Origin of the sequence: Streptomyces sp. SCSIO 30461 (genome assembly GCF_037023745.1) — a bacterium.
Lineage (GTDB): Bacteria > Actinomycetota > Actinomycetes > Streptomycetales > Streptomycetaceae > Streptomyces.
In genome coordinates this window covers 4,913,177-4,934,180 of sequence record NZ_CP146101.1, presented here as the reverse complement: position 1 = coordinate 4,934,180, position 21,004 = coordinate 4,913,177, and the positions used below count along the sequence as shown (strand labels likewise).

Below are 21,004 nucleotides of genomic sequence, written 5' to 3'. Positions count from 1 at the left end.
CTGACCGCCACCGTCACCGCCCCGGCTACCGGACCTGCTCCGCTGTTCGGGCCCCGCCTTCGTGTCAGGCGCCCTCGTCGGGCAAGCTGTGATCCGCTGGACGAGGCAATGGGAGGCGCATGTGCAGGCGGAGGCGGGACGGGTGCCCGGATCGCTCCCTGAGGGGAGTCTGTCGCCCAGGACCCTGAGGTCCGAAACGCTGCTGGTGCTCGCGCTCTCGCTCGGCGCCAGCGCTCTGTCCTCGCTGATCAGCTTTGTGGGTTCGCTGACCAAACCGGGTGGGCTGAGGGACCAAGCCGCCACGCTCAACAGCTCCCACGCCCCGGGGCGGCCCTGGCTCGATCTGGCCTGGCAGCTCTTCGGTATCGCCAGCGCGCTGGTGCCCGTCCTGCTGGTCGCCCATCTGCTCTTCCGGGAAGGCGCCGGGGGACTGCGGGCCATCGGTTTCGACCGGACGCGGCCCTGGCCCGACCTCTGGCGGGGCGCACTCGTCGCGGCAGGGATCGGCAGCGCCGGTCTTGCGTTCTATCTCATCGCCAGGGCCGCGGGGTTCAACCTGACCGTGGTGCCCGAGGCACTGCCCGACGTGTGGTGGAAGCTTCCCGTGCTGATCCTCTCCGCGGTGCAGAACTCCGTGGTGGAGGAAGTGATCGTGGTCGGCTATCTGCTGCGCAGGCTGGGGCAACTGGGATGGACACCCATGGCCGCGCTGGCGGCGAGTTCCGTGCTGCGCGGCTCCTACCACCTCTACCAGGGGATCGGCGGGTTCATCGGCAACATGGTCATGGGTGCCGTCTTCGTGCTGCTGTACCGGCGCTGGGGCCGAGTGGGACCGCTGGTGGTCGCGCACGCGCTGCTCGACATCGTGGCGTTCGTCGGATACGCCCTGCTGGCCGGTCGGGTGAGCTGGCTGCCGACTCCGGGGCGGTGACCGGGGCGGAGCGTCAGGCCGAGCGAAGGCTGCCTCGGGGATTCGTCGGCAGAGCGCCCGAGGCGGCCGTACCACTTCGTGTTCCCAGTGGCGTCCGACGGCGAGTGCGTCAGGGAGTGCTGAGGAGTTCTCCGTCGATCACGGTCACGGCCCGCCCGGTGAGCAGGACGCGGTCACCGCGAAGAGCCGTGTGCACCAGTCCGGAGCGGGCCGAGGCCTGGAAGCCGATGAGTTCGTTGCGGCCGAGGCGAGCGGACCAGTACGGGGCGAGCGCGGTGTGGGCGCTGCCGGTGACGGGGTCCTCGTCGATTCCCACGTTCGGGAAGAAGCCCCTGGACACGAAGTCGTAGCCGCTGCCCGGGTCGTCGGCAAGGGCGGTGACGATGACGCCGCGCTGTGAGCACCGGGCGAGTTCCGCGAGATCGGGCGCCAGATTCCGTACTGACGCCTCGTCCTGGAGTTCCACGAGGAGATCGCCGATCTGCTCGCCGGTGTCCTCGACTGTCAGCGGCGCGGAGCCCAGAGCCGTGGCGAGCCCGGTCGGTGCTTCGGTGCGAGAGAGCGGGGCCACCGGGAAGTCGAGGGTGATCGTGCCGTCGTCGTGCGCCGTCGCCGTGAGGATTCCGCACCGTGCCAGGAAACGCACCGTGCCGGTGGCGGCACCGGTGGTGTGCAGGACATGCGCCGTCGCGAGGGTGGCATGGCCGCACATGTCGACCTCGGTCGAAGGCGTGAGCCAGCGCAGTGCCCAGTCGGCACGGCCGCCGGGCGGCAGCCGATGGGCGAAGGCGGTCTCCGACAGATTGACCTCACGTGCCACGTTCTGAAGCCATGAGTCCTCGGGGAACGTCGGTGTGTCGAGCACGAGCACCCCGGCCGGGTTGCCGGTGAACGACCGGTCGGCGAAAGCATCCACGATTCGTATCCGCATGCCGATGACGGTAGGGCCCGGTCAAGTCCGCGGGCCAAGGCCAATCCGATGACGGTGGATCGATCCTTGGCCTCCCGGATGCCGTGGACCGGCAGCTTCCAGGGGAGGGCCGGAGCTGCCGCCGGTCCGTCCGCGGCGTCTCAGTCGATGCAGAACTCGTTGCCCTCGACGTCGAGCATCGGGATGCACGACTCGTCGTAGCCATCGGCATACAGCGTTTGCACGTGGACGGCACCGAGCGCGACCAGTCGTGCGCATTCGGCCTCGAGTGCGGCGAGGCGCTCTTCACCCACCAGGCCTGTGCCGACCCGAACATCGAGATGCAGCCGGTTCTTGACGGCCTTGCCCTCGGGAACGCGTTGGAAGAACAGTCGCGGGCCCACACCTGAGGGATCGACGCAGGCGAACGCCGACCCCTGACGCTCGGGCGGCAGCGAGCGGTCGAAATCGTCCCAAGTGGTGAACCCCTCCGGGGGCGGCGGCACGACGTACCCCAGCACCTCGCACCAGAAACGAGCGACGCGCTCGGGGTCAGCGCAGTCGAAGGTGACTTGGAACTGCTTGATCGTTGTCATCCGGCCACCGTAGTGCGCCGGTGCCTGCGTTCGCCCGCGTACGCCGGGACAAGCCGGCGGCGACCTGTGCCAGTGATCACGAGGTGGATCAGCTCATGACGGAACGCGCTACGCGGAATCCCACGTCGTCGACCTGGAAAGTCGGGTGGCTGCGGCGCCGCGCCGAGGCCCGGCAACTCCAGTGCTCATCGAACCAACCACCGCCACGGAGCACCCGGTAGGCGCCGTAGACCTCGGCGTCGTAGACGTCCCAGCACCAGTCCCAGACGTTGCCGAGCATGTCGTGGAGTCCCCACGAGTTGGGGAGTTTGCCGCCCACCTCGTGGACGCGCTCGTGCGAGTTGCCGCGGTACCAGCCGATCCCGTCGAGATCCCCGTAGCGCGGCCCGGTCGTCCCGGCCCGGCAGGCGTGCTCCCACTCGGCTTCGGTCGGCAGTCGATACCCGTCGGAGGACGTGTCCCACTCGATGTCTTCGGTCTCGGCGCGGAAGTGGTACGCCGGTGTGAGGCCGGTGGACTGGGACAAGGCGTTGCAGAACCGCACCGCGTCCCACCAGGAGACGCACTCGACGGGGAATCGATCCCCGGGGGTGGTACTCGGCCGCTGGCCTGTGATCTGTGCGTACAGCCCCCCGGTGACGGGGAATGCCGCGAGCTGGTAGGGCGCAAGCTCGACCGACCAGCTGCGCTGTGTCCGCCGGTCCGACAGCGTCACCTGCCCCGGCGGGATGGCGATCATCTCGTTGCCCGTCATCACATCCATGATCAGGAGATCCTAACGAGACCTGTCAGTGCGGAACGACAGAGCCACCGATGGCCGACCTTGGCTGACACGAATCCGCAAGTCGTCACCCTTCACTGACACAGACAGCCATCGACCGTCCTTCAGCGGCAATCGATCAACGTTCGCCGTCACAGGTCAGCGGACTGCTGTGCTCGGCACTTGTCAAGCGATGTGTTCCGATATATCGTCGAGCCATCGCGACATTGCAACGATGGTGTCGCGTGGGAGCGCGGATCACCGATGGAAGGAGCAGAGCGATGCGTTCACATGGACATGGGCACGGCTATTGCGGGCCCGGCCATCACGGACCCGGCCACCAGGAGCGGGGTGAGTTCGAGGGGCGGCGTGCCGCCTTCGGGCCGTTCGGGCCGGGCTTCGGGGGGCCGTCGTGGGGTGGACGAGGGCGCGGTGGCGGTCGGGGGAGGGCGCGGCGCGGCGATGTGCGCGCCTCGATCCTGGCACTGCTGAAGGACCGGCCGATGCACGGTTACGAGATGATCCAGGAGATCGGCGAGCGCAGTGCCGGGGCGTGGAAGCCCAGCCCGGGGTCGGTCTATCCCACTCTCCAGTTGCTGGAGGACGAGGGGCTGATCACGAGCGAGAGTGACGGGGGCAAGAAACTGTTCACGCTCACCGACGCCGGACGTGCCGAGGCCGAATCGGTCCCGGACGCCCCCTGGGAGGGCGCGGGCCGCGGTGTCGACTGGGATGCCATGCACGAGATACGAGCGGCCGGCATGGGGCTGATGGAGGCGTTCGGTCAGGTCTGGAAGACCGGAACCGCCGAGCAGCGGACGAAGGCGATCGCCGTCATCAACGACGCCCGTAAGAAGCTGTATCTGATCCTGGCCGACGAGGGCTGAGGCGCGTACCGGCGTACCGGCTGCCCTGCATGGGTACGCCGGTCCCGGCGCTTGTCAGGAGACCAGTGAGCCCAGCTTCCTGAGTGATTCATTGAGTGCGGCGGTGGCGGAGTCCTTGAGCTTGCCGGCCATCAGGGACACCGCGGCGCCGGTGAACTCACCTTCGATGCGCACGGTCGTGGCGTCCCCGTCGGGGATGAGCGCGTACCGTGTGCCGACGGTCACTCCCATCGGGCCCTTGCCGGTGATGGCGAGGACCCGTTCGGGTTCGAGCTCGGCCACCGTCCACATCACCTCGGCCGGAAAGCCCATCAGCTTCATGCTCTCGGCGAAGGTGGCTCCGGTCTCCAAGGTGTCCGGCCCGCCCTGGGGGAAGTTCGTGTGGGTGGCATTCCAGCGGCCGTAAGCGGGGAAGTCCGTCAGCTGGGCCCAGATCTTCCCGGCTGGCGCATCGATGCGTGCCTGTGCGCTGACCTCGGCCATGGGGCCACCCCTCCGTGTCGGAAACCGGTGTCGCGGAACGTAGTGGCGCAGCCTTGAACATTCAATACTGATGAACAGTCAGATCTGCTCTCATCTCCTCCCCAAGGAGGAGATGAGAGAGACCTCGCCCACCTTCCGCGGGATGCCGAGATGATTCCGTGTGTCGATGACTCAGGCGCCCCCGGACTGATGGGGTGGCAGGGTGCACCTTCCTGTCCCTCGCCCGCCGCGCCAGCCTGCTCCGCTCCATGCGTCGACGTACGCGCGACTCACGGCGGGGCTGGCGTCGGTCGTCGCGGTCGCCCGTCGGCGTGCGCTGCGCGACGGCGACCGGCAGATCGACACCGCCCACCTGCTGCACTCCCTGCTGGAAGAAGACGCCGGTGTGCGCGCCGCATTCGAGGACGCGGGGCAGACGGCCCGGGTGCTCGGCTATCTCGTCCAGCGGAGCATCGGATACGGGCTGCGCTGGCAGGGGTCCGTCGAGGACTCGGGTGCTGTGCCGCTGCTGCGAGATGTCGAGTCCGCGGGATGGTCCCCCTCGGCGTCCGCTGCCCTCGACGGGGCTCTGGAGCGTGCGGCAAGGCGCGGCGAGGCGCGGGCCACCGGCCTCGACTTGTTCGCCGCGATCATGGCGGACCGGGACTGTCGGGCCGTCGAGGTGCTCAGGCGCGCGGGCGTTGACACCGGGCTGCTCGACGTGCGGATTGCGAAGCTGTCTCAACAGGTGTCACCGCCATGACGGTCCTGACATTCCCTGCCATGATGGGCCGATGCGCATGTCAGAGGGAAAGAACGCCGGCCTGGGCCTCGCCCTGGCCTCGGCGTTCGCGTTCGGTGGTTCGGGCGTCGCGGCCAAGCCGCTGATCGACGCGGGGCTCGATCCGCTGCATGTGGTCTGGCTCCGTGTGGCCGGCGCGGCGCTGCTGATGCTGCCCCTCATGTGGCGCCATCGTGACCTGCTGATACGCAAACCGGCGCTGCTCGCCGGGTTCGGACTGCTCGCCGTCGCGGGTGTCCAGGCGTTCTACTTCGCCGCGCTCTCCCGGATTCCGGTCGGGGTCGCCCTGCTCATCGAGTACCTCGCCCCCGCCCTGGTACTCGGCTGGGTCCGATTCGTCCAGCGGCGACCCGTCACCCGGGCCGCGGCGCTGGGGGCGGTGCTCGCAGTCGGCGGTCTCGCCTGTGTGGTCGAGGTCTGGGCCGGACTCGGCTTCGGCGCGGTCGGCATCCTGCTGGCGCTCTGCGCCGCCTGCTGCCAGGTCGGCTACTTCGTCCTCTCCGACCAGGGCAGCGACGGCGAGGACGCACCCGATCCGCTGGGGGTGATCGCGTACGGACTCCTCATCGGCGCTCTGGTGCTCACCGTCATCGCCCGTCCCTGGACCATGGTCTGGTCGGTGCTCGCGGGCGACGCCCGAATGGACGGCGCCGCCGTACCGGCCGCGCTGCTCATCGGCTGGATCGTACTGATCGCCACTGTCGTCGCCTACGTCACCGGCGTCGTCTCGGTCCGCCGGCTGTCACCTCAGGTTGCCGGAGTCGTCGCTTGTCTCGAAGCTGTCATTGCCACCGCCCTGGCGTGGGTTCTGCTGGGCGAGCACCTGTCGGCGCCGCAGATCGTGGGCGGTGCCGTGGTACTCGCCGGTGCGCTGATCGCGCAGTCCTCCACGCCGAAGGCCCCGTCAGGGCCGGTGGCGGGCGGGCCGGGCCCGGGAGTTCCCGGGAGCGTACCGGGGAGCCGGGGTGTCGAGGAGCCCGAGGACGCCGTCGCCGGAACACGGTTGTCCCAGGCTGCGGCCCGGACATAGGGTGATGACCGTGCATTCCACCGTGCTTCCCCCGCCCGCGCCGTAGCGCGGGCGGGCGACCGCTGATGAAGACCGGGCCCGGGGCGTGGTGTCCCCCCGGGCGGTTCGTCGCTGCCTGCGCGTGAAGCCCAGCGGCCACCAGTCCTGTCTTCAGTCGGCCCTTCGTGGACCTCCACGCCCCCCGTGACCCGGGGGAGGGCCTCTCGGGGCTACGCCCCGGACATTCAGCACGGAGAAGTCACGTGTCGAACCCTTCAACCGCCGCTGCCCTCGGCCTGACCGCCGGACGCAGCCTCTTCTATCTCGCCGTGGCGGGTGTCGCCTGGGGGACGGCGGGAGCCGCCGCGTCCCTCGTCTACACGGCCACCGATCTCGGGCCGCTCGCCCTGTCCTTCTGGCGCTGCCTGGGCGGCCTTGTCCTGCTCGCCGCTGTGTTGGCGCTGCGCCCGCGCCGGGTCCGCACGAGCGCGTCGGCATCTTCATCGCGCCGTGTATCGCACGTCCTCGTCACCGGTATCTGTCTGACGGTGTTCCAGAGCGCCTACTTCGCGGCGGTCCAGCAGACCGGTCTCGCCGTCGGAACGGTCGTCACACTGGGCGCGGGCCCCGTACTCATCGCACTCGGCGCCAGGCTCACGATGGGCGAGAGGCTCGGGCGCGGCGGATCCGCAGCCGTGGCCGGCGCGCTCGCCGGGCTGGTCGTGCTGGTGCTCGGGGGCGGGGCCGGCACCGTCCGGCCCGTCGGAGTGGCCCTCGCGATGCTGTCCGCCACGGGATACGCGGCGGTCACTCTCCTCACCCGGTGGCTGGGAAGGGAAGGCGCGGGCGGCGATGCGCTTGCCACCACTGCCTGGACGTTCGCCGTGGGCGCTGCCGGGCTACTGCCGATCGCACTCGTGGAAGGGCTGCTGCCGCACACGGCTGAGCCTGCTCGTGTGTTCTGGCTGATGCTCTACATCGCCGCGGTGCCGACAGCGCTCGCCTACGCGCTCTACTTCGCGGGGGCCGCGGTCGTCAGGGCCGCGACCGTGTCCGTGGTCATGCTGCTGGAGCCGGTCAGCGCGGCTGTGCTCGCGGTGACCGTGCTGGACGAGCGGTTGTCCGCGGCGACAGCGGCCGGGATCCTGCTGCTGCTCACCGCGGTCGTCGCGCTGGCTTGGCAGGAAGCGCGTCTGCCCGTGTCGCGGCACGACCTGACCGCTGAAACCGACGACACCGCTGAAACGCCCGTGGCGGTCGAAGCATCCGAGGCGGTTGGAACACCGGAGGAAGCCGAAACGCCCGAGGCAGCCGAATCGGCCACTGTCTGAGGGGCTGCGCCCCACCCGCCGACGCGGGGGCGGGCTCGCGCTTCGCAGCGCGAGCCCGCCTGTCCCGTGGCCGCGACCCCCGTGCGCCGCCACGGTGGCCGTCAGAGAGCCGACAGGTAATCCGGCAGCGAGACGGCCGGGTCCAGGTCGTCGGCCGGGATCGGGTCGCCGTGCTGCGGCGCCAGCGGGATCACTCCGGTCCAGTACGGCAGGGCGAGGTCCTCCGGTTCGTCATCGGGGCCGCCCGTACGGATCTTGGCCGACGCCTCGTCCAGGTCGAGCCGGAGTACGGCGGTGGCGGCGAGCTCCTTGTCGTTCGCCGGGCGGGAGTCGCGGGATCGCCCGGGGACGACATGGTCGACGAGTGCGTCCAGCGCCACTCGCTTCTCTTCGGGGTCGACCACTTGGTGGGCGGTGCCGTGGACCACGACGGAGCGGTAGTTGATCGAGTGGTGGAACGCCGACCTGGCGAGTACGAGCCCGTCGACATGGGTCACCGTCAGGCAGACCCGCAGTCCCGGGGCGTCGTCCGGGCCGTTCGGGCCCGGTCGCCCCGCCATGCGCAGCGGGCGGGAGCCCGTCGAGCCGTGGACGTACAGGCGCTCGCCGATCCTGCCGTAGAGCGTCGGCAGTACCACCGGCGCACCGTCGCGAAGGAAACCGAGATGGCAGACGTAGGCCTCGTCGAGGATCGAGTGCACCACGGCCCGGTCATAGGAGGCACGCTCGCGTCCACGTGTGGGGTGGTTGCGCTCGGTCGTTGCGTAGGGCGCGGAGTCGTCCTGGGGCGGTGACGGCGGCTGCGGGACCATGGATTGACATCTCCATTGCATTAGTACAAAATAGGTTTTGTGCTAGGAGAGTATCGGATTGTTGGGCGTCGTGCATCGGAGATCGCTGCGAGCGTGGAGCAGGGAGTCGGATCGGGCGCACTCCCGCCGGGTCGACTTCTGCCACCCATGCGCGAGTTGGCCGCAGCTCTCGAGGTCAACCCCAATACGGTCGCCGCCGCCTACCGCACCCTGCGCGAGCGCGGTGTGATCGAGACCGCGGGACGTCGGGGCAGTCGGGTGCGCTCACGCCCGGCGAGCACCATCCGCGACTCGCTCGGCTTCGAAGTCCCACCCGGTGCCCGGCAGGTCGCTGATGGGAACCCCGACCCCGCTCTGCTGCCGCCGCTGTACGACGCGTTCGCCGCCGCCGCGCGCGAGCAGGACCGCAGTCCGATGCTCTACGGCGCATCGCCCGTGGATCCCGATTTGGCGCGTCTTGCCAGGGCCGCGCTGGACGCCGACGGGGTGCCGGACGGTTCGATCGCCGTCACCTCAGGCTCACTTGACGCCATCGAGCGGGTGCTCGCCGCCCACCTTCGCCCGGGTGACGCCGTCGCCGTCGAGGATCCCGGCTGGGGACGGGTGTTCGACCTGCTCGCGGCGCTCGGGATGCGGCCCGTTCCGGTCCCCGTGGACGACGACGGGCCCCGCCCCGACGGGGTCCGGGACGCTCTCGCCAAGGGGTCCAAGGCGCTGATCGTCACCTGCCGGGCCCAGAACCCGACCGGGAGCGTGATCACCGCCGCACGGGCAGGGGAGCTGCGGGATGTCATCGCCGCGCATCCGGACCTGCTGCTCGTCGAGGACGACCACGGCTACGCCATCGTCCCCGACCCACTCCACCCGCTCGCCGGTACGGTACGGCACTGGGTGCTCATCCGGTCCGCCGCCAAGGTCTACGGTCCCGATCTGCGGCTCGCCTTCATGACGGGCGACCCCCTCACCCTCGACCGGGTGGGGGGCCGGCAGCAACTCGGCCCCGGATGGGTCAGCCGCCTCGTGCAGCGTGCCGTGGTGGAGTTGTGGTCCTCGGGCGCCGTCGACCCTCCGGCCGTTGAGCGGGCGTACGGGGAGCGGCGCGACGCGCTGATCGCCGCGCTCGCGCGGCGGGGAATCGCGGCGTGCGGACGGAGTGGGATGAACGTGTGGGTGCCGGTCGCCGATGAGACCGGCACCGTGGCCAGGATGCTGCATGCCGGGTGGGTGGTGGCACCCGGGGCGCGCTTCCGGCTGGCGGCGCCCCCGGGGATCAGGCTCACCGTGTCCATGCTCACCGCTGAGGACATCGAGCCGCTCGCAGAGGCGGTGGCCACGGCGACCGCGGCCGCGCCCCGGCGCAGCTACGGCTGACGTCTGCTCTGGGTGAGCGCCGCGCCTGCCAGTACGACGAGCGCCCCGACCGGAGTGTTCCACCCGAGCCGCTCGTCCAGGAGCAGCACACCCGCGGCGGTCGCGATGACCGGGATGAAGTACGTGACCATGGTCGCGGTCGTCGGTCCGACCTCGGCGACCAGACCGTACTGAAGAAGCATGGCCAGGCCGGTCCCGAGCGCGCCCAAGGCGACGACGGCGAGTAGTGGCATCACGGGAAACTCTGTTGGCATGGCGGTGAAAAGCGGTGTCACCACGCCCAGTTGGAGCGTGGCGAGCAGCAGCTGCGCGCCGGTCAGCGAGAGGTGCGAGTGGGACGATCCCGCGAGTGTCCTGCGCACGTATATCCAGCCGACCGGATAGCTCAGGGAGGCGAGCAGTGCCAGCGCGGTGCCCGTCGCGTCGAGTCCCGAGAAGCCCTGCCAGGCACCGAGCACGGTCAGCACGCCGATGAAACCGATACCGAGACCGGCGACCCTGCGCCGGGTCGGACGGTCCTCCGAGAGCGCGACCAAGGACAGCGCCATGCCCCAGAGCGGGGACGTGGCATTGCAGATCCCGGCGAGCGTGGACGGAATCGTCAGCTCCGCGTAGGCGAAGAGCGAGAACGGCAGGGCGTTCAGGAAGAAGCCCGCGACCAGTAGATGGCCCCAGGTGCGCAGCCCGCGCGGCAGGTGCTCGCGCCGAACCGCCATGGCCACCGCCAGTACGGCCGTACCGAAGAACAGTCGGCCGAATGTCACCTGGAACGGCGCGAAGCCATGCGTACCCACCTTGATCAGCAGAAAGCTGAAGCCCCAGATCAGGGCGAGCGCCGCGAACCTGATGCGCCAGTCGAGTCCGCGGCGGCGGCCGGACTGTGGGGCCGGTGCGGAGTCCGCCATGGTCGGATGGGTCGTTGTCGGAGGGGGAGCCGGAGTGCGGTTTCGGCGAGTGGTCGGGGGCGGGGAGGCGGCGCTCATGCCACCACTGTGGACCGCTCAATCGCTAAGGACCAGCGATAATTCCTTCCGTGTCGGATTAGCATTGCTTACATGTTGAATCTGGAGCGGCTACGCACCCTGCACGCACTGGCACGGCACGGCTCGGTCAGCGCGGCGGCAGAAGGCCTGCACGTGACCACATCGGCCGTGTCCCAGCAGATGGCGAAGCTGGAGCGGGAGATCGGACAGCAGCTTCTCGCCAAGTACGGCAGGGGCGTGCGACTCACCGACGCGGGGCGTCTGCTCGCCGACCACGCCGCCAGAATCCTCTCGCAGGTGGAGCTCGCCCAGGCCGACATCGAGGCACAGCTCGGACGGGTCGTCGGCGAGGCGCGTATCGGCGCGTTCCCGACCGCCGCACGCGGACTGTTCCCCGAAGCGCTCGCCGCCCTGCGCGACGCCCATCCCGAACTGCGCGTGCGTGCCAGCGAGGTGGAGCCGGAGGACGCCGTACGGCAGGTGGTCGGCGGTGACCTCGATCTGGCCGTGGTCCTCGACTGGAGCAACAAGCGACTGCCCGTGCCCGGTGGCCTGGCCCGTGCACAGCTTCTCGACGACGCGGCGGATGTCGCCATGCCGGTGGACCATCCGCTCGCGAGGAGCGCCGAAGTGGACCTCGAGGACTTCGCGGACGACCCGTGGGTGTCCTGGCCCGAGGGCGAGTTCTGCTACGAGTGGCTGGTCTTCACGCTTCGCTCGAAGGGGGTCGAGCCCCGGATCGCGCACATGGCGGGGGAGCACCATACGCAGCTGGCGCTGATCGCCGCGGGACTCGGGGTGTGTGTCACCCCGCGACTCGGCCGGGGGCCGGTGCCGGAAGGTGTCACCTTCGTGCCCGTACGCCAGCAGATGCGCCGGCATATCTACGCCGTCTGGCGCGGTGACGCGGACCGGCGCCCTTCCATCCGGGCGGCGGTCGAAGCGCTGCGCCGGGCCGCGGCGAGCGTGGCTGCTTCCTGAAGCGCATCCTTGGGCCGGGCTTCCGAGGGCGTGCCATGTCGCCCGTCGCGCTCAGCTCACGGCGTGGCCAGTTTGCGGAAGTCCCAGGACGCGATCGACTCGGGGGTGAGCCTCACCCAGGCGTGCCGGCCGTCGTGTGGCATCTCGTCCAGGCCGAAGTTCTTCTGGGCGAACAAGCGCTCGACCTGTTCGAGGGAGGAATTCGGCTCGCCGGTTCGCGGGGCCTCGCCGACGAACTCGACGCTGCCTGACAGCTCGGCACCCCGCAGTTCGCCGTACTCCTCACCGGAGTCCACCACCACCGCGACCCGCGGATCGCGGCGCAGATCCGCCCAGCGGCGGCTGCGGGTGATGGAGTACAGCCAGAGGGACGTGCCGTCCCAGGCGAACCACAGGGTGCTGGCATGCGGTCGTCCGTCGGTGGACACCGTCGCCACACGGCAGGTGCGCTGCTCGGTGAGAAAGACGTCGAGTTCGTCGGAGGTCATCATGATGCGGCGGCCACGGCGCTGAGTGGCGGGCATGTTCGCTTCCCCTCCTGGCAGTTGACGGCGTGTCGCACATCATGCGGACTCTTCCCTCCGCACGCAATGCCCGCTACTGTCACGCGCCCGCGGAGCGACGGCTGTGGCCCGCGCACCGACCGCCAGGGGAAGTGGAGGCCGGAGGATGCCCACCCACGAACGACTGGCCGAGCAGATCGACCCGGACAGCACCGCACTGCTGACCGTCGAGTGCCAGAACGGCGTCATAGGACCGGACAGCGCCCTCCCCGAACTAGCCGCCGAGGCACGGTCGTCCGGAGTGACGGCGCGGATCGCCCGCCTGGTCGCCGGGGCACACGAGGCGGGGGTCCAGGTGCTGCACGCGGTGGCGGAGCGGCGGCCTGACGGGCGCGGGTCGAACCGCAACGCACGCCTCTTCCGGGCGGCGCGGCGCCTGCCGGTGCAGCAGCACCCCGGCACCGCGGCGGTCCGTGTCGCAGCGCCCATCGAGGTCGCGGACGAGGACATCCTCGTTCGCAGACTGCACGGGCTGTCCCCGATCGCGGGCACCGACGTGGACGCCCTGCTGCGGAATCTGGGCTGTCGGAGCCTGGTCGTCACGGGAGTCTCAGCCAATGTGGCGATTCCGAACGCGGTCTTCGACGCCGTCAATCTCGGCTATACGACCGTCGTACCCGCGGACGCCATCGCGGGAGTGCCCACCGAGTACACCCACGAGATGATCAGGAACACGCTCGCTCTCGTGGCCACCGTCACCACCACCGACGATGTGCTCGCGTGCTGGAAGGGGCCGGGGCGGATCGCCCGGACCTGATCACACGGCGTGAATCGGCCAGGCCGGATTCACGCCAGCCTGATCGTGTCCCCGTCCACCACGATCGGCGTGGCCGGCAGCGGGGTGGTCGCCGGACCCTTGTGTACCGTGCCGTCGGATGCGTCGAACAGGCTGTTGTGGCACGGGCAGTTGATCATATTGTCGGATACACCCTTCACGGAGCAGCCCTGATGGGTGCACTTCGCTGAGAATGCCTTGAACTCCCCGGCCTTCGGCTGGGTCACCACCACATCGCCGATCACCTTGCCACCGCCCTCGGGGATGTCCGTGGTCTTGGCGAGTGCCTTCCCACCGCCACCGCTACCGCCGCCCGTGCTGCCGGCGGGGTCCTTGGCGCTCTGGTCGGCGGCGGGTTCCCCGGCGGCGCCTGACTCGTTCGATCCACCGCAGGCCGCGAGGGCCAGACACATCCCCGCTCCGCCCGCCGCCGTGACGACGGTGCGGCGTGCCACGGTGTGCGCCGGTCCCTGTGTTCCGCTCATGCGGGCCTCCTCTTCGTCGGCGGCCCGGGATCGGGCCCGTTCGTTCTGTTGTACGGGACCTGGCCCCTCGACGTTCAAAGACCACGCCGGGAGAGCGGATACTGTCGGCCCGCCGGCTCCGGTCAAGGCTGCGCGGTGAGTCCGTACGCCCGTGACAGGGCGGTCAGGCGCGCCAGTAGACGTTGGCCGCCGCGAGGCCCGCTGGACTCGCGCGCAGTGGGCTGAATGGGCGGACTCCTCTGGCTGCCCTGGCTACGCGGGGATGCCGGTGGGCTGTGGCGGGGCCCCTGACTTTCCACCGACGGATTCGATGGCGCCGCCCAGATCGTGCGCCTCGGCAGCAGGCCCAGGCGTCCATGGCCCCCATCCAGCGGCTCGCCGACGCCGTCTCCGCCTACTTCGTGCCCGCCGTCATCGCCATCGCGATCGTCACCTTCGCGCTGTGGTTCACGATCGGTCCCGCCCCCGCGCTCACCCTGGCGCTGGTCTCGGCCGTCTCGGTCCTGATCATCGCCTGCCCGTGCGCGCTCGGCCTGGCCACCCACTCGCCGCCGGCGACTGGCCGAGCTCGCCCCCGTCCTGCGCCGTGCGCTGCGCCTCTGACGCGCCTCGCCGACCAGCGCGGAGGGTCAGGCCGGCGAGGGCCACCGCAGTGAGGTGGTGGCAAGGGCGCCGTTCCGATGGCGACGTAGGTCAGGATCTGCCCCCTGCGTAGTCTCCGGCTGACCGGGGCCAGTTCGGCACCGGCATCCCCACGGGCCTGCGTCGGAACGCCGCCGCCCGGCAGCGGCCACGCGACACGGCCGACGAGGAAGGCAGCCCAGCAGGCGATGCCCAGAGCCACGAGTGACAGGACGCCAGAGGCCAGCTGCATGCCGGACGGCGCGGGGGACTCGGTACGGGACTTGAGCACGCCGAAGAGGGCCGGTGCCCCGAGTACGGCCAGCTGTGCCTTCTGCCACCTCCGGGCCGATCGCCGTACGCGTTCGAGCGGGGTCAGATCCTCCGGGTATCCGGCGGACTCGTCGGCCATGATGTCCATTTCGGGTTCCGCGCCGGCCGCCGACTCGGCCGGACGTGACAGACGCAGGGCAGCGCCCATGGGCGCGCCGGGTCAACGGGTCACGCCGTTCGGGTACTGCGGAGAACCCGTGCGGCTGGTCACAGGCCGGGCGCGCCCCAGAGGGGGAACCAGCGGGTCAGGTCCTGCTCGATGCGGAGGTCGTCCTTGAGAACGGCCTTGACCTGGAGTTCGAGCGGGTTGTCGCGCTTCTCGCCGGGCAGGGGAGCGAACGGGTAGAACGAACCGCGTTTGTAGAGGTAGATCAGGGCGAGCGGCCGGAGCTCGGCGTCGTGGAAGGCGACGAGCGAGCAGAGCAGTTGGGGTCCGAAGCCGCTGTCCTGGAGGGTGGTGTTCACTGCGTGCAGGTCACCCACGAGGCCGGGCAGATCGTCCGGGCTCCGGCGGGTGAGCAGCCACGAGTATCCGTAGTCGTCGCGGCTGAACTCCACTGGCGTGCCGCCCCGTTGGGAATCGGCGTCGAGCAGTGCGCGTACCTCGTCCTGGACTTGGGCGAAGGCGCCGCCCTCGATGCTCGCGAAGCACACGGAACCGGTCCCGGTCGGGCGGAAGCCGATCGCTGCCTGGAGGGTGATCGCCGCCGACGGCAGGCCGAAGAGCTGGTCGAGGTCGGGCTTGACCGGTTTGCTCCGACCGAACAGCGCGTCGAGGAAACCCACGGACCATCGACCTCCTCAGCCGCCTTCGCCCAGCCGCGCGGAGATCTCCGCGAGCGCTTCCAGGCGGCGTTCCAGGGTGGGGTGGGTGGAGAACAGGTTGGCCAGCGTGGTGCGGGGACCGAGTGCCGGGGTGAAGAAGAAGGCGTTGAACGCCTGGGCGGTGCGCAGGTCCTCGGTGGGGATGCGGGCGATGTCGCCCGTGACCTTCGTCAGGGCCGATGCGCACGGCGACGAACGCCACGTACAGCAGTCCGAGCAGGAACATGGTGACCAGCATCCGGGCGGTCAGCTGCCGGTCCGGTTCGAAGCGGCTGCGCATCGTCGTCACCCCGGGATCAGGCCCTCGTCCGAGAGCAGCGCCCGCACCCGCGTGAGGCTGGTGTCCGCATCGGGAAGCATCAGGTCGGACGGCGTGATCGTCTCGTCCGGCAGTCGGGTGCCGAGGGCGCGTACGGCGTCCAGCAGGGCCGACAGCGCGGTGGCGAAGGCGGTCTCGTCGCCCGCGTCGGCGGCCGACTGCAGGTCGGAGTCCAGCTCGTTGAGATGGTCGAGGTGCTTGTCGTCGATCTTATACTGGCCCTCGCCCAGGATGCGCATGATCATGATGTCGCCTCCTGGTCCGGCGTGCTCGCCGCGGTGCCCTTGCCTTCCACGGCGGGTGGGGTGGCGGAGGCCGGGAGCTGGGCCTTCATCCGGGCCAGCTCGGTCTCCACGTCCTGGCCGGCGGTGACGCGTTCGAGTTCGGCCTGGATGTCGTCGCGTCCGGCCGGCAGGGTGGCGTCCTCCAGGGCGCCGGAGGCGATCAGCTCGTCCAGCGCGCCCGCGCGGGCCTGCAGCTCCTCGGTCTTGTCCTGGGCACGCTGCATGGCCAGGCCGACATCGCCCAGTTCCTCACCGATGCCGGTGACGGCCTCGGTGACACGGGTCTGGGCCTCGGCCGCGGTGTAGCGGGCCTTGATGGTCTCCTTGCTGGTACGGAAGGCGTCCACCTTCGCCTGCAGGCGCTGCGCGGCGAGGGTCAGCTTCTCCTCCTCGGCCTGCAAGGTCTCGTGCTGGCCCTGGAGGTCGGCGAGCTGGGAGGCCACGGCGGTGCGCCGGGCCAGGGCCTCGCGGGCGAGGTCCTCGCGTCCGGCGGCCAGCGCCTGCTGCGCCTGCCCCTCCAGCTTGCCGCTGGACTGCTCCAGTTGCCCGATCTGCAATTCGACGTGCTTGCGGCTGGTGGCCACGTCGGCCACGCCACGCCGTACCTTCTGCAGCATCTCCTGCTGCAGGACGTAGGAGTAGTCCAGTACCTCGCGCGGGTCCTCGGCCTTGTCGAGGGCCTTGTTCGCCTTGACCCGGAACAGGGTGGTGATGCGGCGGGTGATGCTGGTCATCGCGGCCCGCCTCCTCTCGGCCGGGTGAAGCACCGGCCAGGCGATGTCGTGGGCGGACACCTTCAGGCTCCAGTGCCGTCGTACGGGCCGCAACCCCGGTCCTGCTGGGCGCCGGTTCCGTAACGGACGGGGGCGGCGCGGGCGGGCCCGCCGCCCGTTCCCGCACCGCGGAGGGAGCTACTTCACGTAGGAGAGCATGGTCTGCATCCCTGCCTCCGCGTGGTAGGCGTTGTGGCAGTGCAGCGGCCACTGGCCGGGGTTGTTCGCGTCGAGCTCGACGGTGACCCTGCCCATGGGCGGCACGATGACCGTGTCCTTGCGCGGTCCCGGGGCGCCGTCGCCTTCCACCTGGAAGGTGTGGCCGTGCAGGTGCATCGGGTGCCACATCATGCTCCGGTTCTCCAGCACCAGCTTGATCCGCTCGCTCTGCCGGACCGGCAGCGTGGTGCCCTGCTCCGCGGGGGCGGTCACGCCCCACTTGTAGGTGTTCATGTCACCGGTGAGGCCGACGGTGTAGGTACGGTCGGGCTCGCGTGCGGGCAGTGTGACGGCCGGGGTGGCGTGCAGGTCGCCGGGGGCCAGGAGCCGGCCGCTCAGTTCCTTCGGCTTGACGTCGGGCATGGGGTTCGGCCCGGGCGCGGCGCGGAGCACCGCGAGTGCCTGCGCCGACTCGTCTTCGGCGCCCTCGGCGGCGGCGACCAGCGGGAAGACTCCGGACCCGGGCACGGTGACCTCCGCGTCGTACCGTTCGCCCATGCCCAGCAGGACGGCGTCCGCTGCGGCGGGCCGGACCGGGAAGCCGTCCGTGGCGGTGACCGTCAGGGGGCTGCCGCCGAGCGCGACACGGAACGGGGTGTCCGCGGCGGCGTTGATGATCCGCAGACGGATGCGCTCACCCGGCTTCACGGTGAAGGCGGCCGGGGAGGCTGGCGGGCGTCCGTTGATCAGGTAGTACGGGTACGTGACGTCACTGGTGTCGCCGCCCAGCGGATTGTCCCCGGTCGGCGTGTCGCCGCTCATCATCGAGCTGTCCGATGTCGAACCGTCTTCCGAGCCGTTCATGCCGGGCATGGAACCCATGTCGTGGCCCTCCATGCCGTCGCCCGCCATGCCGGGCATGGTGCCGGCGCTGCCGGAGCGGAGCCGGTCGAGGACCTGGTCGGGGGTGCGGCCGGTGCCGTCGAGCCAGTCGTCGAGCATCACGGTGATGTCGCGGCGCGGGGCGGCGGTGTCGCTGGGGTCGTCCACGATCAGCGGCCCGTACAGTCCGCGGTCCAGCTGTGTGCCGACGTGCGAGTGGTAGAAGAAGGTGCCCGGGTCCGTGACGGTGAACCGGTAAGTGAACGTGCCGCCGGGCTTGATCGCCTTCTGTGTCACGTCGGGCACGCCGTCCATGTCGTTGCGCAGCGCGACACCGTGCCAGTGCACGGTCAGCGGGTCGGGCAGCCCATTGTTGACCCTGGCCTGCAGGACGTCGCCGGCGCGCAGACGGATCTCCGGTCCGGGGACCTTGCCGTTGAAGGCCCAGGTGCTGACCTTCTTCCCGCCGAGCTGCAGTGTCGTGGGAGCGGCGTTCAGGGTCACGTCCCGCACCCGCGCGTCCGGGTTCTGGCGGGCGGCCTCGGCCGCGTTCACGGCGGGGTCGTCCGGTTTGACCGGGGTGGATGCCGTGGCGGACGACGACCCGGTCGTCCACAGGCCGATGCCGACACCGGCAGCGGTGATGAGGGCGACCAGGGCGATCAGCCAGCGCGGGCGGAACCATCTGTTGCTCATGGAACTGTTGCTCATGGAATGAAACCTCCTGGCACCGATGGTTCCGGGCGTTTACGAAGATTCCGTCAAGGTTCGACGCTGCTTGCCTCAAGCCGCCGGGCCGCCCCGAACGGACGGCGTTCACACGTCACGGAGCGGCCGGCAGGCTGATCCGGAAGACGGCGCCGGTGCCGGGTCCCTGGCTGCTCGCGGTGATCGTGCCTCCGTGGGCCTGGACGAGAGCGCGGGCGATGGCCAGGCCGATGCCGGAGCCGCCGTGCGCACGGTCGCGGGCGGGGTCGGCTCGGTAGAACCGCTCGAAGATGTGCGGCAGGTGTTCCGCGGCGATGCCCTCTCCGGTGTCGGCCACACTGAGCAGCAGCGCGCCCGTCTCGGCGGGTTCGGCGGTGATGGTGACCGTGCCGCCGGTGGGAGTGTGGCGCAGCGCGTTGGTGAGGAGGTTGACGAGCACCTGGACGACCCGGTCCTCGTCCACGTCCACAGCAGGGGCGTGGGGACTGACGGCGAGGCGCAGGTGCACGCCCTTGGCCTGGTACGCGGGACGGGTAGCAGACGCGGCGGCCTCGACCAGCCGCCCGGCAGGGACGATCGCCCGCGCCAGCGCGAGCTGCTGTTCCTCGGCGCGGGAGACCAGGGAGATGTCCTCGACCAGCCGGTGCAGCCGGGCGGTCTGCGTGCCCAGCACGCTCAGGGTCTGTGCGTCGAGCGTGCGCACCCCGTCGGCGAGCCCCTCCAGATACGCCTCGATGGTCGCCAGCGGGGTGCGCAGTTCATGCGCCACGTCACCGAGCAGTCGTCGGCGGGTCTGTTCGGTGCTTTCCAACGCGGTGGCCATGGTGTTGAAGGCGTCGGTGAGGGTGTCGAAGTCCGCCCCGAGCCCTGTCGGACCCAGGCGGGTGCTGTGGTCGCCGGCGGCCAGGCGGGCCGCCGCGTCGGCGAGGGCCCTGACGGGACGGGAGATCCTGCGGGTGATGAGCAGGCCGGCGGTGACGGCGGCGAGCAGGAAGGCGGCCATGCCGATGCCGACGGAGATGCCGCCTGCGGCGAGGAAGGCGTCCTGCAGGTGATCGGACAGCTGTGGGGAGACGGCGCCGACCGCACGGCGGACGTGGCTGCGGAACAGGGGCGGGCCGATGGCGAGGGCGACGGCGGCGAGGGCGGCGGCTCCGGCCAGGACCGCGAGCAGCTGGGCGAGCACCAGCTGACCGGTCAGGCCCAGCCGTCGGGGCATCAGCCGGGCCCCATCCGGTAGCCGACGCCGCGCACGGTCATCACATAGCGGGGCGCGGACGGGGCGTCTTTGAGCTTGCGCCGCAGGTGCGCGATGTGGACGTCGACGACGTGTTCGTCGCCGCCCCAGCCCTTCGCCCAGACCTGCTCGATCAGCTGCCGGCGGCTGAAGGCCATGCGTGGGCGGGCCGACAGCGCTTCCAGCAGGTCGAACTCCAGCCGGGTGAGCTCCACCCGGCGGTCCGCGACGGTGACCTCCCGGGCCTCGGGGTCGATCGTCAGCTCGCCGAACCGGCGCACCGGTGGCGCGTGCTTCGCCCCCGCCTGCGAGGCCCGGGGCCGGCGCAGCATCGCCTTGACCCGGGCGACGAGCTCCCTGGGGCTGAACGGCTTGGTCAGGTAGTCGTCGGCGCCCACCGACAGGCCGACGATCTTGTCGACCTCCTCGGCCCGCGCGGTCAGCATGATGACGTAGGCGTCGGTGAAGGTGCGCAGCTGTCGGCACACCTCCATGCCGTCGATGCCGGGCATCATCACGTCGAGCACCACCACGTCCGGCGCTGCGGCTCGGGCCAGCCGGAGGGCGTGCTCCCCGTCGTGCGCGACGTCGACCGCGAACCCCTCGCGGGACAGGTAGTCACCGACCAGCCGGGCCAACTCCACCTCGTCGTCGACCACCAGGGCACGCTGGGACGGCGCCGCGACCAGGCCCTCGCTCATCTCGACGTCCTTATGTGTCCGTGGGCGTCTCGTCGGACTCCGCGTCGGCCCTCGCCCTGGCGAGGAGCCGTTCCGCGTGAGCCGCCTTCCACTGTCCCACGGGTCGACCCCGTGGCCGGGAAGCGTGGCCGTCCCGGTGTTCCTATCCGCGCAGACCCTGACGCAAGGGCTGTTCGGCCAGGGCCCGACGCAGTTGAGCGGCGGCGTCCTCGGGAGGGACGGGATTGACGGCCATCCCGCTGCCGAGTTCGAATCCGGCGATGGCAGACAGCCGAGGCACCAGCTGAAGGTGCCACGCGAAGTAGGCGGTGGCCTCTTCGCCGTTGGGTGCGCTGATGAGCGCGTAGTTGTAGGGGACGTCTCCGAGCAGGCCGCGCAGGGCGACGAGCGGACGGCGCAGCACGGCTGCGGTCTCCTCGATGATCTCGTCGGGCGCGTCGGCGAAGGAAGCCTGGTGGCGGCGGGGCACGATCCAGGTCTCGTAAGGGGCGCTGCGCGACCGGC

General features: G+C 70.5%; 23 protein-coding genes and 2 pseudogenes. 9 read left to right on the top strand and 16 right to left on the bottom strand.

From position 1 onward, the window contains the following. Positions 1–121: 121 nt before the first annotated feature. Complete coding sequence (locus V1460_RS22025; RefSeq protein ID WP_338675352.1) at positions 122–931, top strand: type II CAAX endopeptidase family protein; 810 nt, start codon at positions 122–124, stop codon at positions 929–931. A 109-nt stretch (positions 932–1,040) separates the two neighbouring features. Here V1460_RS22025 and V1460_RS22020 read toward each other — a convergent pair whose 3' ends face one another. From V1460_RS22020 to V1460_RS22010, 3 genes are all read right to left on the bottom strand, one after another. Next, the gene (locus V1460_RS22020; protein WP_338675351.1) at positions 1,041–1,862 is read right to left on the bottom strand and encodes a PhzF family phenazine biosynthesis protein; all 822 of its coding nucleotides are present in this window, start codon (positions 1,860–1,862) and stop codon (positions 1,041–1,043) included. A 140-nt stretch (positions 1,863–2,002) separates the two neighbouring features. Continuing rightward, positions 2,003–2,437, bottom strand: coding sequence for a VOC family protein (locus V1460_RS22015; RefSeq protein WP_338675350.1), 435 nt, complete (start codon positions 2,435–2,437; stop codon positions 2,003–2,005). A gap of 88 nt (positions 2,438–2,525) precedes the next feature. After that, entirely contained in the window at positions 2,526–3,200 is a 675-nt protein-coding gene (locus V1460_RS22010) for an SUMF1/EgtB/PvdO family nonheme iron enzyme (protein WP_338675349.1), read from the bottom strand. Positions 3,201–3,478: 278 nt separating this feature from the next. Here V1460_RS22010 and V1460_RS22005 point away from each other — a divergent pair, with 278 nt between their 5' ends. Further along, positions 3,479–4,084: a PadR family transcriptional regulator gene (locus tag V1460_RS22005; RefSeq protein ID WP_338675348.1), complete on the top strand. Its 606-nt coding sequence runs from the start codon at positions 3,479–3,481 to the stop codon at positions 4,082–4,084. A 54-nt stretch (positions 4,085–4,138) separates the two neighbouring features. Here V1460_RS22005 and V1460_RS22000 read toward each other — a convergent pair whose 3' ends face one another. Then, on the bottom strand, positions 4,139–4,567 hold the full coding sequence (locus tag V1460_RS22000) for an SRPBCC family protein (protein ID WP_338675347.1): 429 nt from the start codon (positions 4,565–4,567) through the stop codon (positions 4,139–4,141). A 202-nt stretch (positions 4,568–4,769) separates the two neighbouring features. Between V1460_RS22000 and V1460_RS21995 the strand changes: the two genes are divergently transcribed. The 3 genes from V1460_RS21995 to V1460_RS21985 all read left to right on the top strand — a co-directional run bounded on the left by V1460_RS21995 (position 4,770) and on the right by V1460_RS21985 (position 7,688). Then, entirely contained in the window at positions 4,770–5,309 is a 540-nt protein-coding gene (locus V1460_RS21995) for a Clp protease N-terminal domain-containing protein (protein WP_338675346.1), read from the top strand. A gap of 31 nt (positions 5,310–5,340) precedes the next feature. Then, the gene (locus tag V1460_RS21990; protein ID WP_338675345.1) at positions 5,341–6,378 is read left to right on the top strand and encodes an EamA family transporter; all 1,038 of its coding nucleotides are present in this window, start codon (positions 5,341–5,343) and stop codon (positions 6,376–6,378) included. A 242-nt stretch (positions 6,379–6,620) separates the two neighbouring features. Then, positions 6,621–7,688 (top strand): DMT family transporter, encoded by a 1,068-nt coding sequence (locus V1460_RS21985; RefSeq protein WP_338675344.1) that lies wholly within the window; start codon positions 6,621–6,623, stop codon positions 7,686–7,688. Positions 7,689–7,789: 101 nt separating this feature from the next. On the opposite strand, the gene V1460_RS21980 is transcribed toward V1460_RS21985, so the two are convergent. Continuing rightward, positions 7,790–8,500, bottom strand: a complete 711-nt coding sequence (locus V1460_RS21980; RefSeq protein WP_338675343.1) for a pyridoxamine 5'-phosphate oxidase family protein — start codon at positions 8,498–8,500, stop codon at positions 7,790–7,792. Positions 8,501–8,539: 39 nt separating this feature from the next. On the opposite strand from V1460_RS21980, the gene V1460_RS21975 reads away from it, so the two are divergent. Continuing rightward, entirely contained in the window at positions 8,540–9,871 is a 1,332-nt protein-coding gene (locus V1460_RS21975) for an aminotransferase class I/II-fold pyridoxal phosphate-dependent enzyme (RefSeq protein ID WP_338675342.1), read from the top strand. On the opposite strand, the gene V1460_RS21970 is transcribed toward V1460_RS21975, so the two are convergent. Then, complete coding sequence (locus tag V1460_RS21970; RefSeq protein ID WP_407077506.1) at positions 9,862–10,854, bottom strand: DMT family transporter; 993 nt, start codon at positions 10,852–10,854, stop codon at positions 9,862–9,864. The two genes, V1460_RS21975 and V1460_RS21970, sit on opposite strands and share 10 nt — an antisense overlap. 72 nt (positions 10,855–10,926) lie before the next feature. On the opposite strand from V1460_RS21970, the gene V1460_RS21965 reads away from it, so the two are divergent. Further along, positions 10,927–11,835: a LysR family transcriptional regulator gene (locus tag V1460_RS21965; RefSeq protein ID WP_338675340.1), complete on the top strand. Its 909-nt coding sequence runs from the start codon at positions 10,927–10,929 to the stop codon at positions 11,833–11,835. 56 nt (positions 11,836–11,891) lie between these two features. On the opposite strand, the gene V1460_RS21960 is transcribed toward V1460_RS21965, so the two are convergent. Further along, positions 11,892–12,359: a pyridoxamine 5'-phosphate oxidase family protein gene (locus tag V1460_RS21960; protein ID WP_338675339.1), complete on the bottom strand. Its 468-nt coding sequence runs from the start codon at positions 12,357–12,359 to the stop codon at positions 11,892–11,894. Positions 12,360–12,504: 145 nt separating this feature from the next. On the opposite strand from V1460_RS21960, the gene V1460_RS21955 reads away from it, so the two are divergent. Beyond that, on the top strand, positions 12,505–13,155 hold the full coding sequence (locus tag V1460_RS21955) for a cysteine hydrolase (protein ID WP_338675338.1): 651 nt from the start codon (positions 12,505–12,507) through the stop codon (positions 13,153–13,155). Between the two features lie 29 nt (positions 13,156–13,184). Here V1460_RS21955 and V1460_RS21950 read toward each other — a convergent pair whose 3' ends face one another. Then, positions 13,185–13,658 carry a Rieske (2Fe-2S) protein gene (locus V1460_RS21950; protein WP_338675337.1) on the bottom strand — a complete coding sequence of 158 codons (474 nt, stop codon included), beginning with the start codon at positions 13,656–13,658 and terminating at the stop codon, positions 13,185–13,187. 318 nt (positions 13,659–13,976) lie between these two features. On the opposite strand from V1460_RS21950, the pseudogene V1460_RS21945 reads away from it, so the two are divergent. Continuing rightward, positions 13,977–14,200, top strand: a pseudogene (locus tag V1460_RS21945) (hypothetical protein); the annotation flags it as partial. Positions 14,201–14,819: 619 nt separating this feature from the next. Here V1460_RS21945 and pspAB read toward each other — a convergent pair. The 8 genes and pseudogenes from pspAB to V1460_RS21905 all read right to left on the bottom strand — a co-directional run bounded on the left by pspAB (position 14,820) and on the right by V1460_RS21905 (position 20,969). After that, positions 14,820–15,398 (bottom strand): PspA-associated protein PspAB, encoded by a 579-nt coding sequence (gene pspAB / locus V1460_RS21940; protein WP_338675336.1) that lies wholly within the window; start codon positions 15,396–15,398, stop codon positions 14,820–14,822. 15 nt (positions 15,399–15,413) lie between these two features. Continuing rightward, positions 15,414–15,641 (bottom strand): annotated as a pseudogene (locus V1460_RS21935) (zinc metalloprotease HtpX); the annotation flags it as partial. 81 nt (positions 15,642–15,722) lie between these two features. Continuing rightward, positions 15,723–16,001, bottom strand: a complete 279-nt coding sequence (gene pspAA, locus V1460_RS21930) for a PspA-associated protein PspAA (protein WP_338675335.1) — start codon at positions 15,999–16,001, stop codon at positions 15,723–15,725. Continuing rightward, positions 15,998–16,774: a PspA/IM30 family protein gene (locus V1460_RS21925; protein ID WP_338675334.1), complete on the bottom strand. Its 777-nt coding sequence runs from the start codon at positions 16,772–16,774 to the stop codon at positions 15,998–16,000. Before V1460_RS21925 ends, pspAA begins: the two co-directional genes overlap by 4 nt. A gap of 177 nt (positions 16,775–16,951) precedes the next feature. After that, the gene (locus V1460_RS21920) at positions 16,952–18,565 is read right to left on the bottom strand and encodes a multicopper oxidase family protein (protein ID WP_338675333.1); all 1,614 of its coding nucleotides are present in this window, start codon (positions 18,563–18,565) and stop codon (positions 16,952–16,954) included. Positions 18,566–18,677: 112 nt separating this feature from the next. Then, the gene (locus V1460_RS21915) at positions 18,678–19,781 is read right to left on the bottom strand and encodes an ATP-binding protein (protein WP_338675332.1); all 1,104 of its coding nucleotides are present in this window, start codon (positions 19,779–19,781) and stop codon (positions 18,678–18,680) included. After that, entirely contained in the window at positions 19,781–20,500 is a 720-nt protein-coding gene (locus V1460_RS21910; RefSeq protein WP_338675331.1) for a response regulator transcription factor, read from the bottom strand. The genes V1460_RS21915 and V1460_RS21910 overlap by 1 nt, the downstream gene beginning before the upstream one ends. A gap of 142 nt (positions 20,501–20,642) precedes the next feature. Beyond that, a complete protein-coding gene (locus V1460_RS21905) occupies positions 20,643–20,969 on the bottom strand; it encodes a hypothetical protein (RefSeq protein WP_338675330.1) in 327 nt (108 codons plus the stop codon). Between the last annotated feature and the right edge of the window lie 35 nt (positions 20,970–21,004).

Excerpts from the sequence above, each read along its gene's own strand:
- V1460_RS22005 (WP_338675348.1), top strand. The coding sequence starts at position 3,479 with ATGCGTTCACATGGACATGGGCACGGCTATTGCGGGCCCGGCCATCAC.
- V1460_RS22010 (WP_338675349.1), bottom strand. The coding sequence starts at position 3,200 with ATGGATGTGATGACGGGCAACGAGATGATCGCCATCCCGCCGGGGCAG.
- V1460_RS21915 (WP_338675332.1), bottom strand. The coding sequence starts at position 19,781 with ATGCCCCGACGGCTGGGCCTGACCGGTCAGCTGGTGCTCGCCCAGCTG.
- V1460_RS22000 (WP_338675347.1), bottom strand. The coding sequence starts at position 4,567 with ATGGCCGAGGTCAGCGCACAGGCACGCATCGATGCGCCAGCCGGGAAG.
- V1460_RS22015 (WP_338675350.1), bottom strand. The coding sequence starts at position 2,437 with ATGACAACGATCAAGCAGTTCCAAGTCACCTTCGACTGCGCTGACCCC.
- V1460_RS21950 (WP_338675337.1), bottom strand. The coding sequence starts at position 13,658 with ATGAGCGGAACACAGGGACCGGCGCACACCGTGGCACGCCGCACCGTC.
- V1460_RS21970 (WP_407077506.1), bottom strand. The coding sequence starts at position 10,854 with ATGAGCGCCGCCTCCCCGCCCCCGACCACTCGCCGAAACCGCACTCCG.
- V1460_RS21965 (WP_338675340.1), top strand. The coding sequence starts at position 10,927 with ATGTTGAATCTGGAGCGGCTACGCACCCTGCACGCACTGGCACGGCAC.
- V1460_RS21925 (WP_338675334.1), bottom strand. The coding sequence starts at position 16,774 with ATGACCAGCATCACCCGCCGCATCACCACCCTGTTCCGGGTCAAGGCG.
- V1460_RS21960 (WP_338675339.1), bottom strand. The coding sequence starts at position 12,359 with ATGCCCGCCACTCAGCGCCGTGGCCGCCGCATCATGATGACCTCCGAC.
- V1460_RS21980 (WP_338675343.1), bottom strand. The coding sequence starts at position 8,500 with ATGGTCCCGCAGCCGCCGTCACCGCCCCAGGACGACTCCGCGCCCTAC.
- V1460_RS21990 (WP_338675345.1), top strand. The coding sequence starts at position 5,341 with ATGCGCATGTCAGAGGGAAAGAACGCCGGCCTGGGCCTCGCCCTGGCC.
- V1460_RS21910 (WP_338675331.1), bottom strand. The coding sequence starts at position 20,500 with ATGAGCGAGGGCCTGGTCGCGGCGCCGTCCCAGCGTGCCCTGGTGGTC.
- pspAA (WP_338675335.1), bottom strand. The coding sequence starts at position 16,001 with ATGATCATGCGCATCCTGGGCGAGGGCCAGTATAAGATCGACGACAAG.
- V1460_RS21955 (WP_338675338.1), top strand. The coding sequence starts at position 12,505 with ATGCCCACCCACGAACGACTGGCCGAGCAGATCGACCCGGACAGCACC.
- V1460_RS22020 (WP_338675351.1), bottom strand. The coding sequence starts at position 1,862 with ATGCGGATACGAATCGTGGATGCTTTCGCCGACCGGTCGTTCACCGGC.
- V1460_RS21920 (WP_338675333.1), bottom strand. The coding sequence starts at position 18,565 with ATGAGCAACAGTTCCATGAGCAACAGATGGTTCCGCCCGCGCTGGCTG.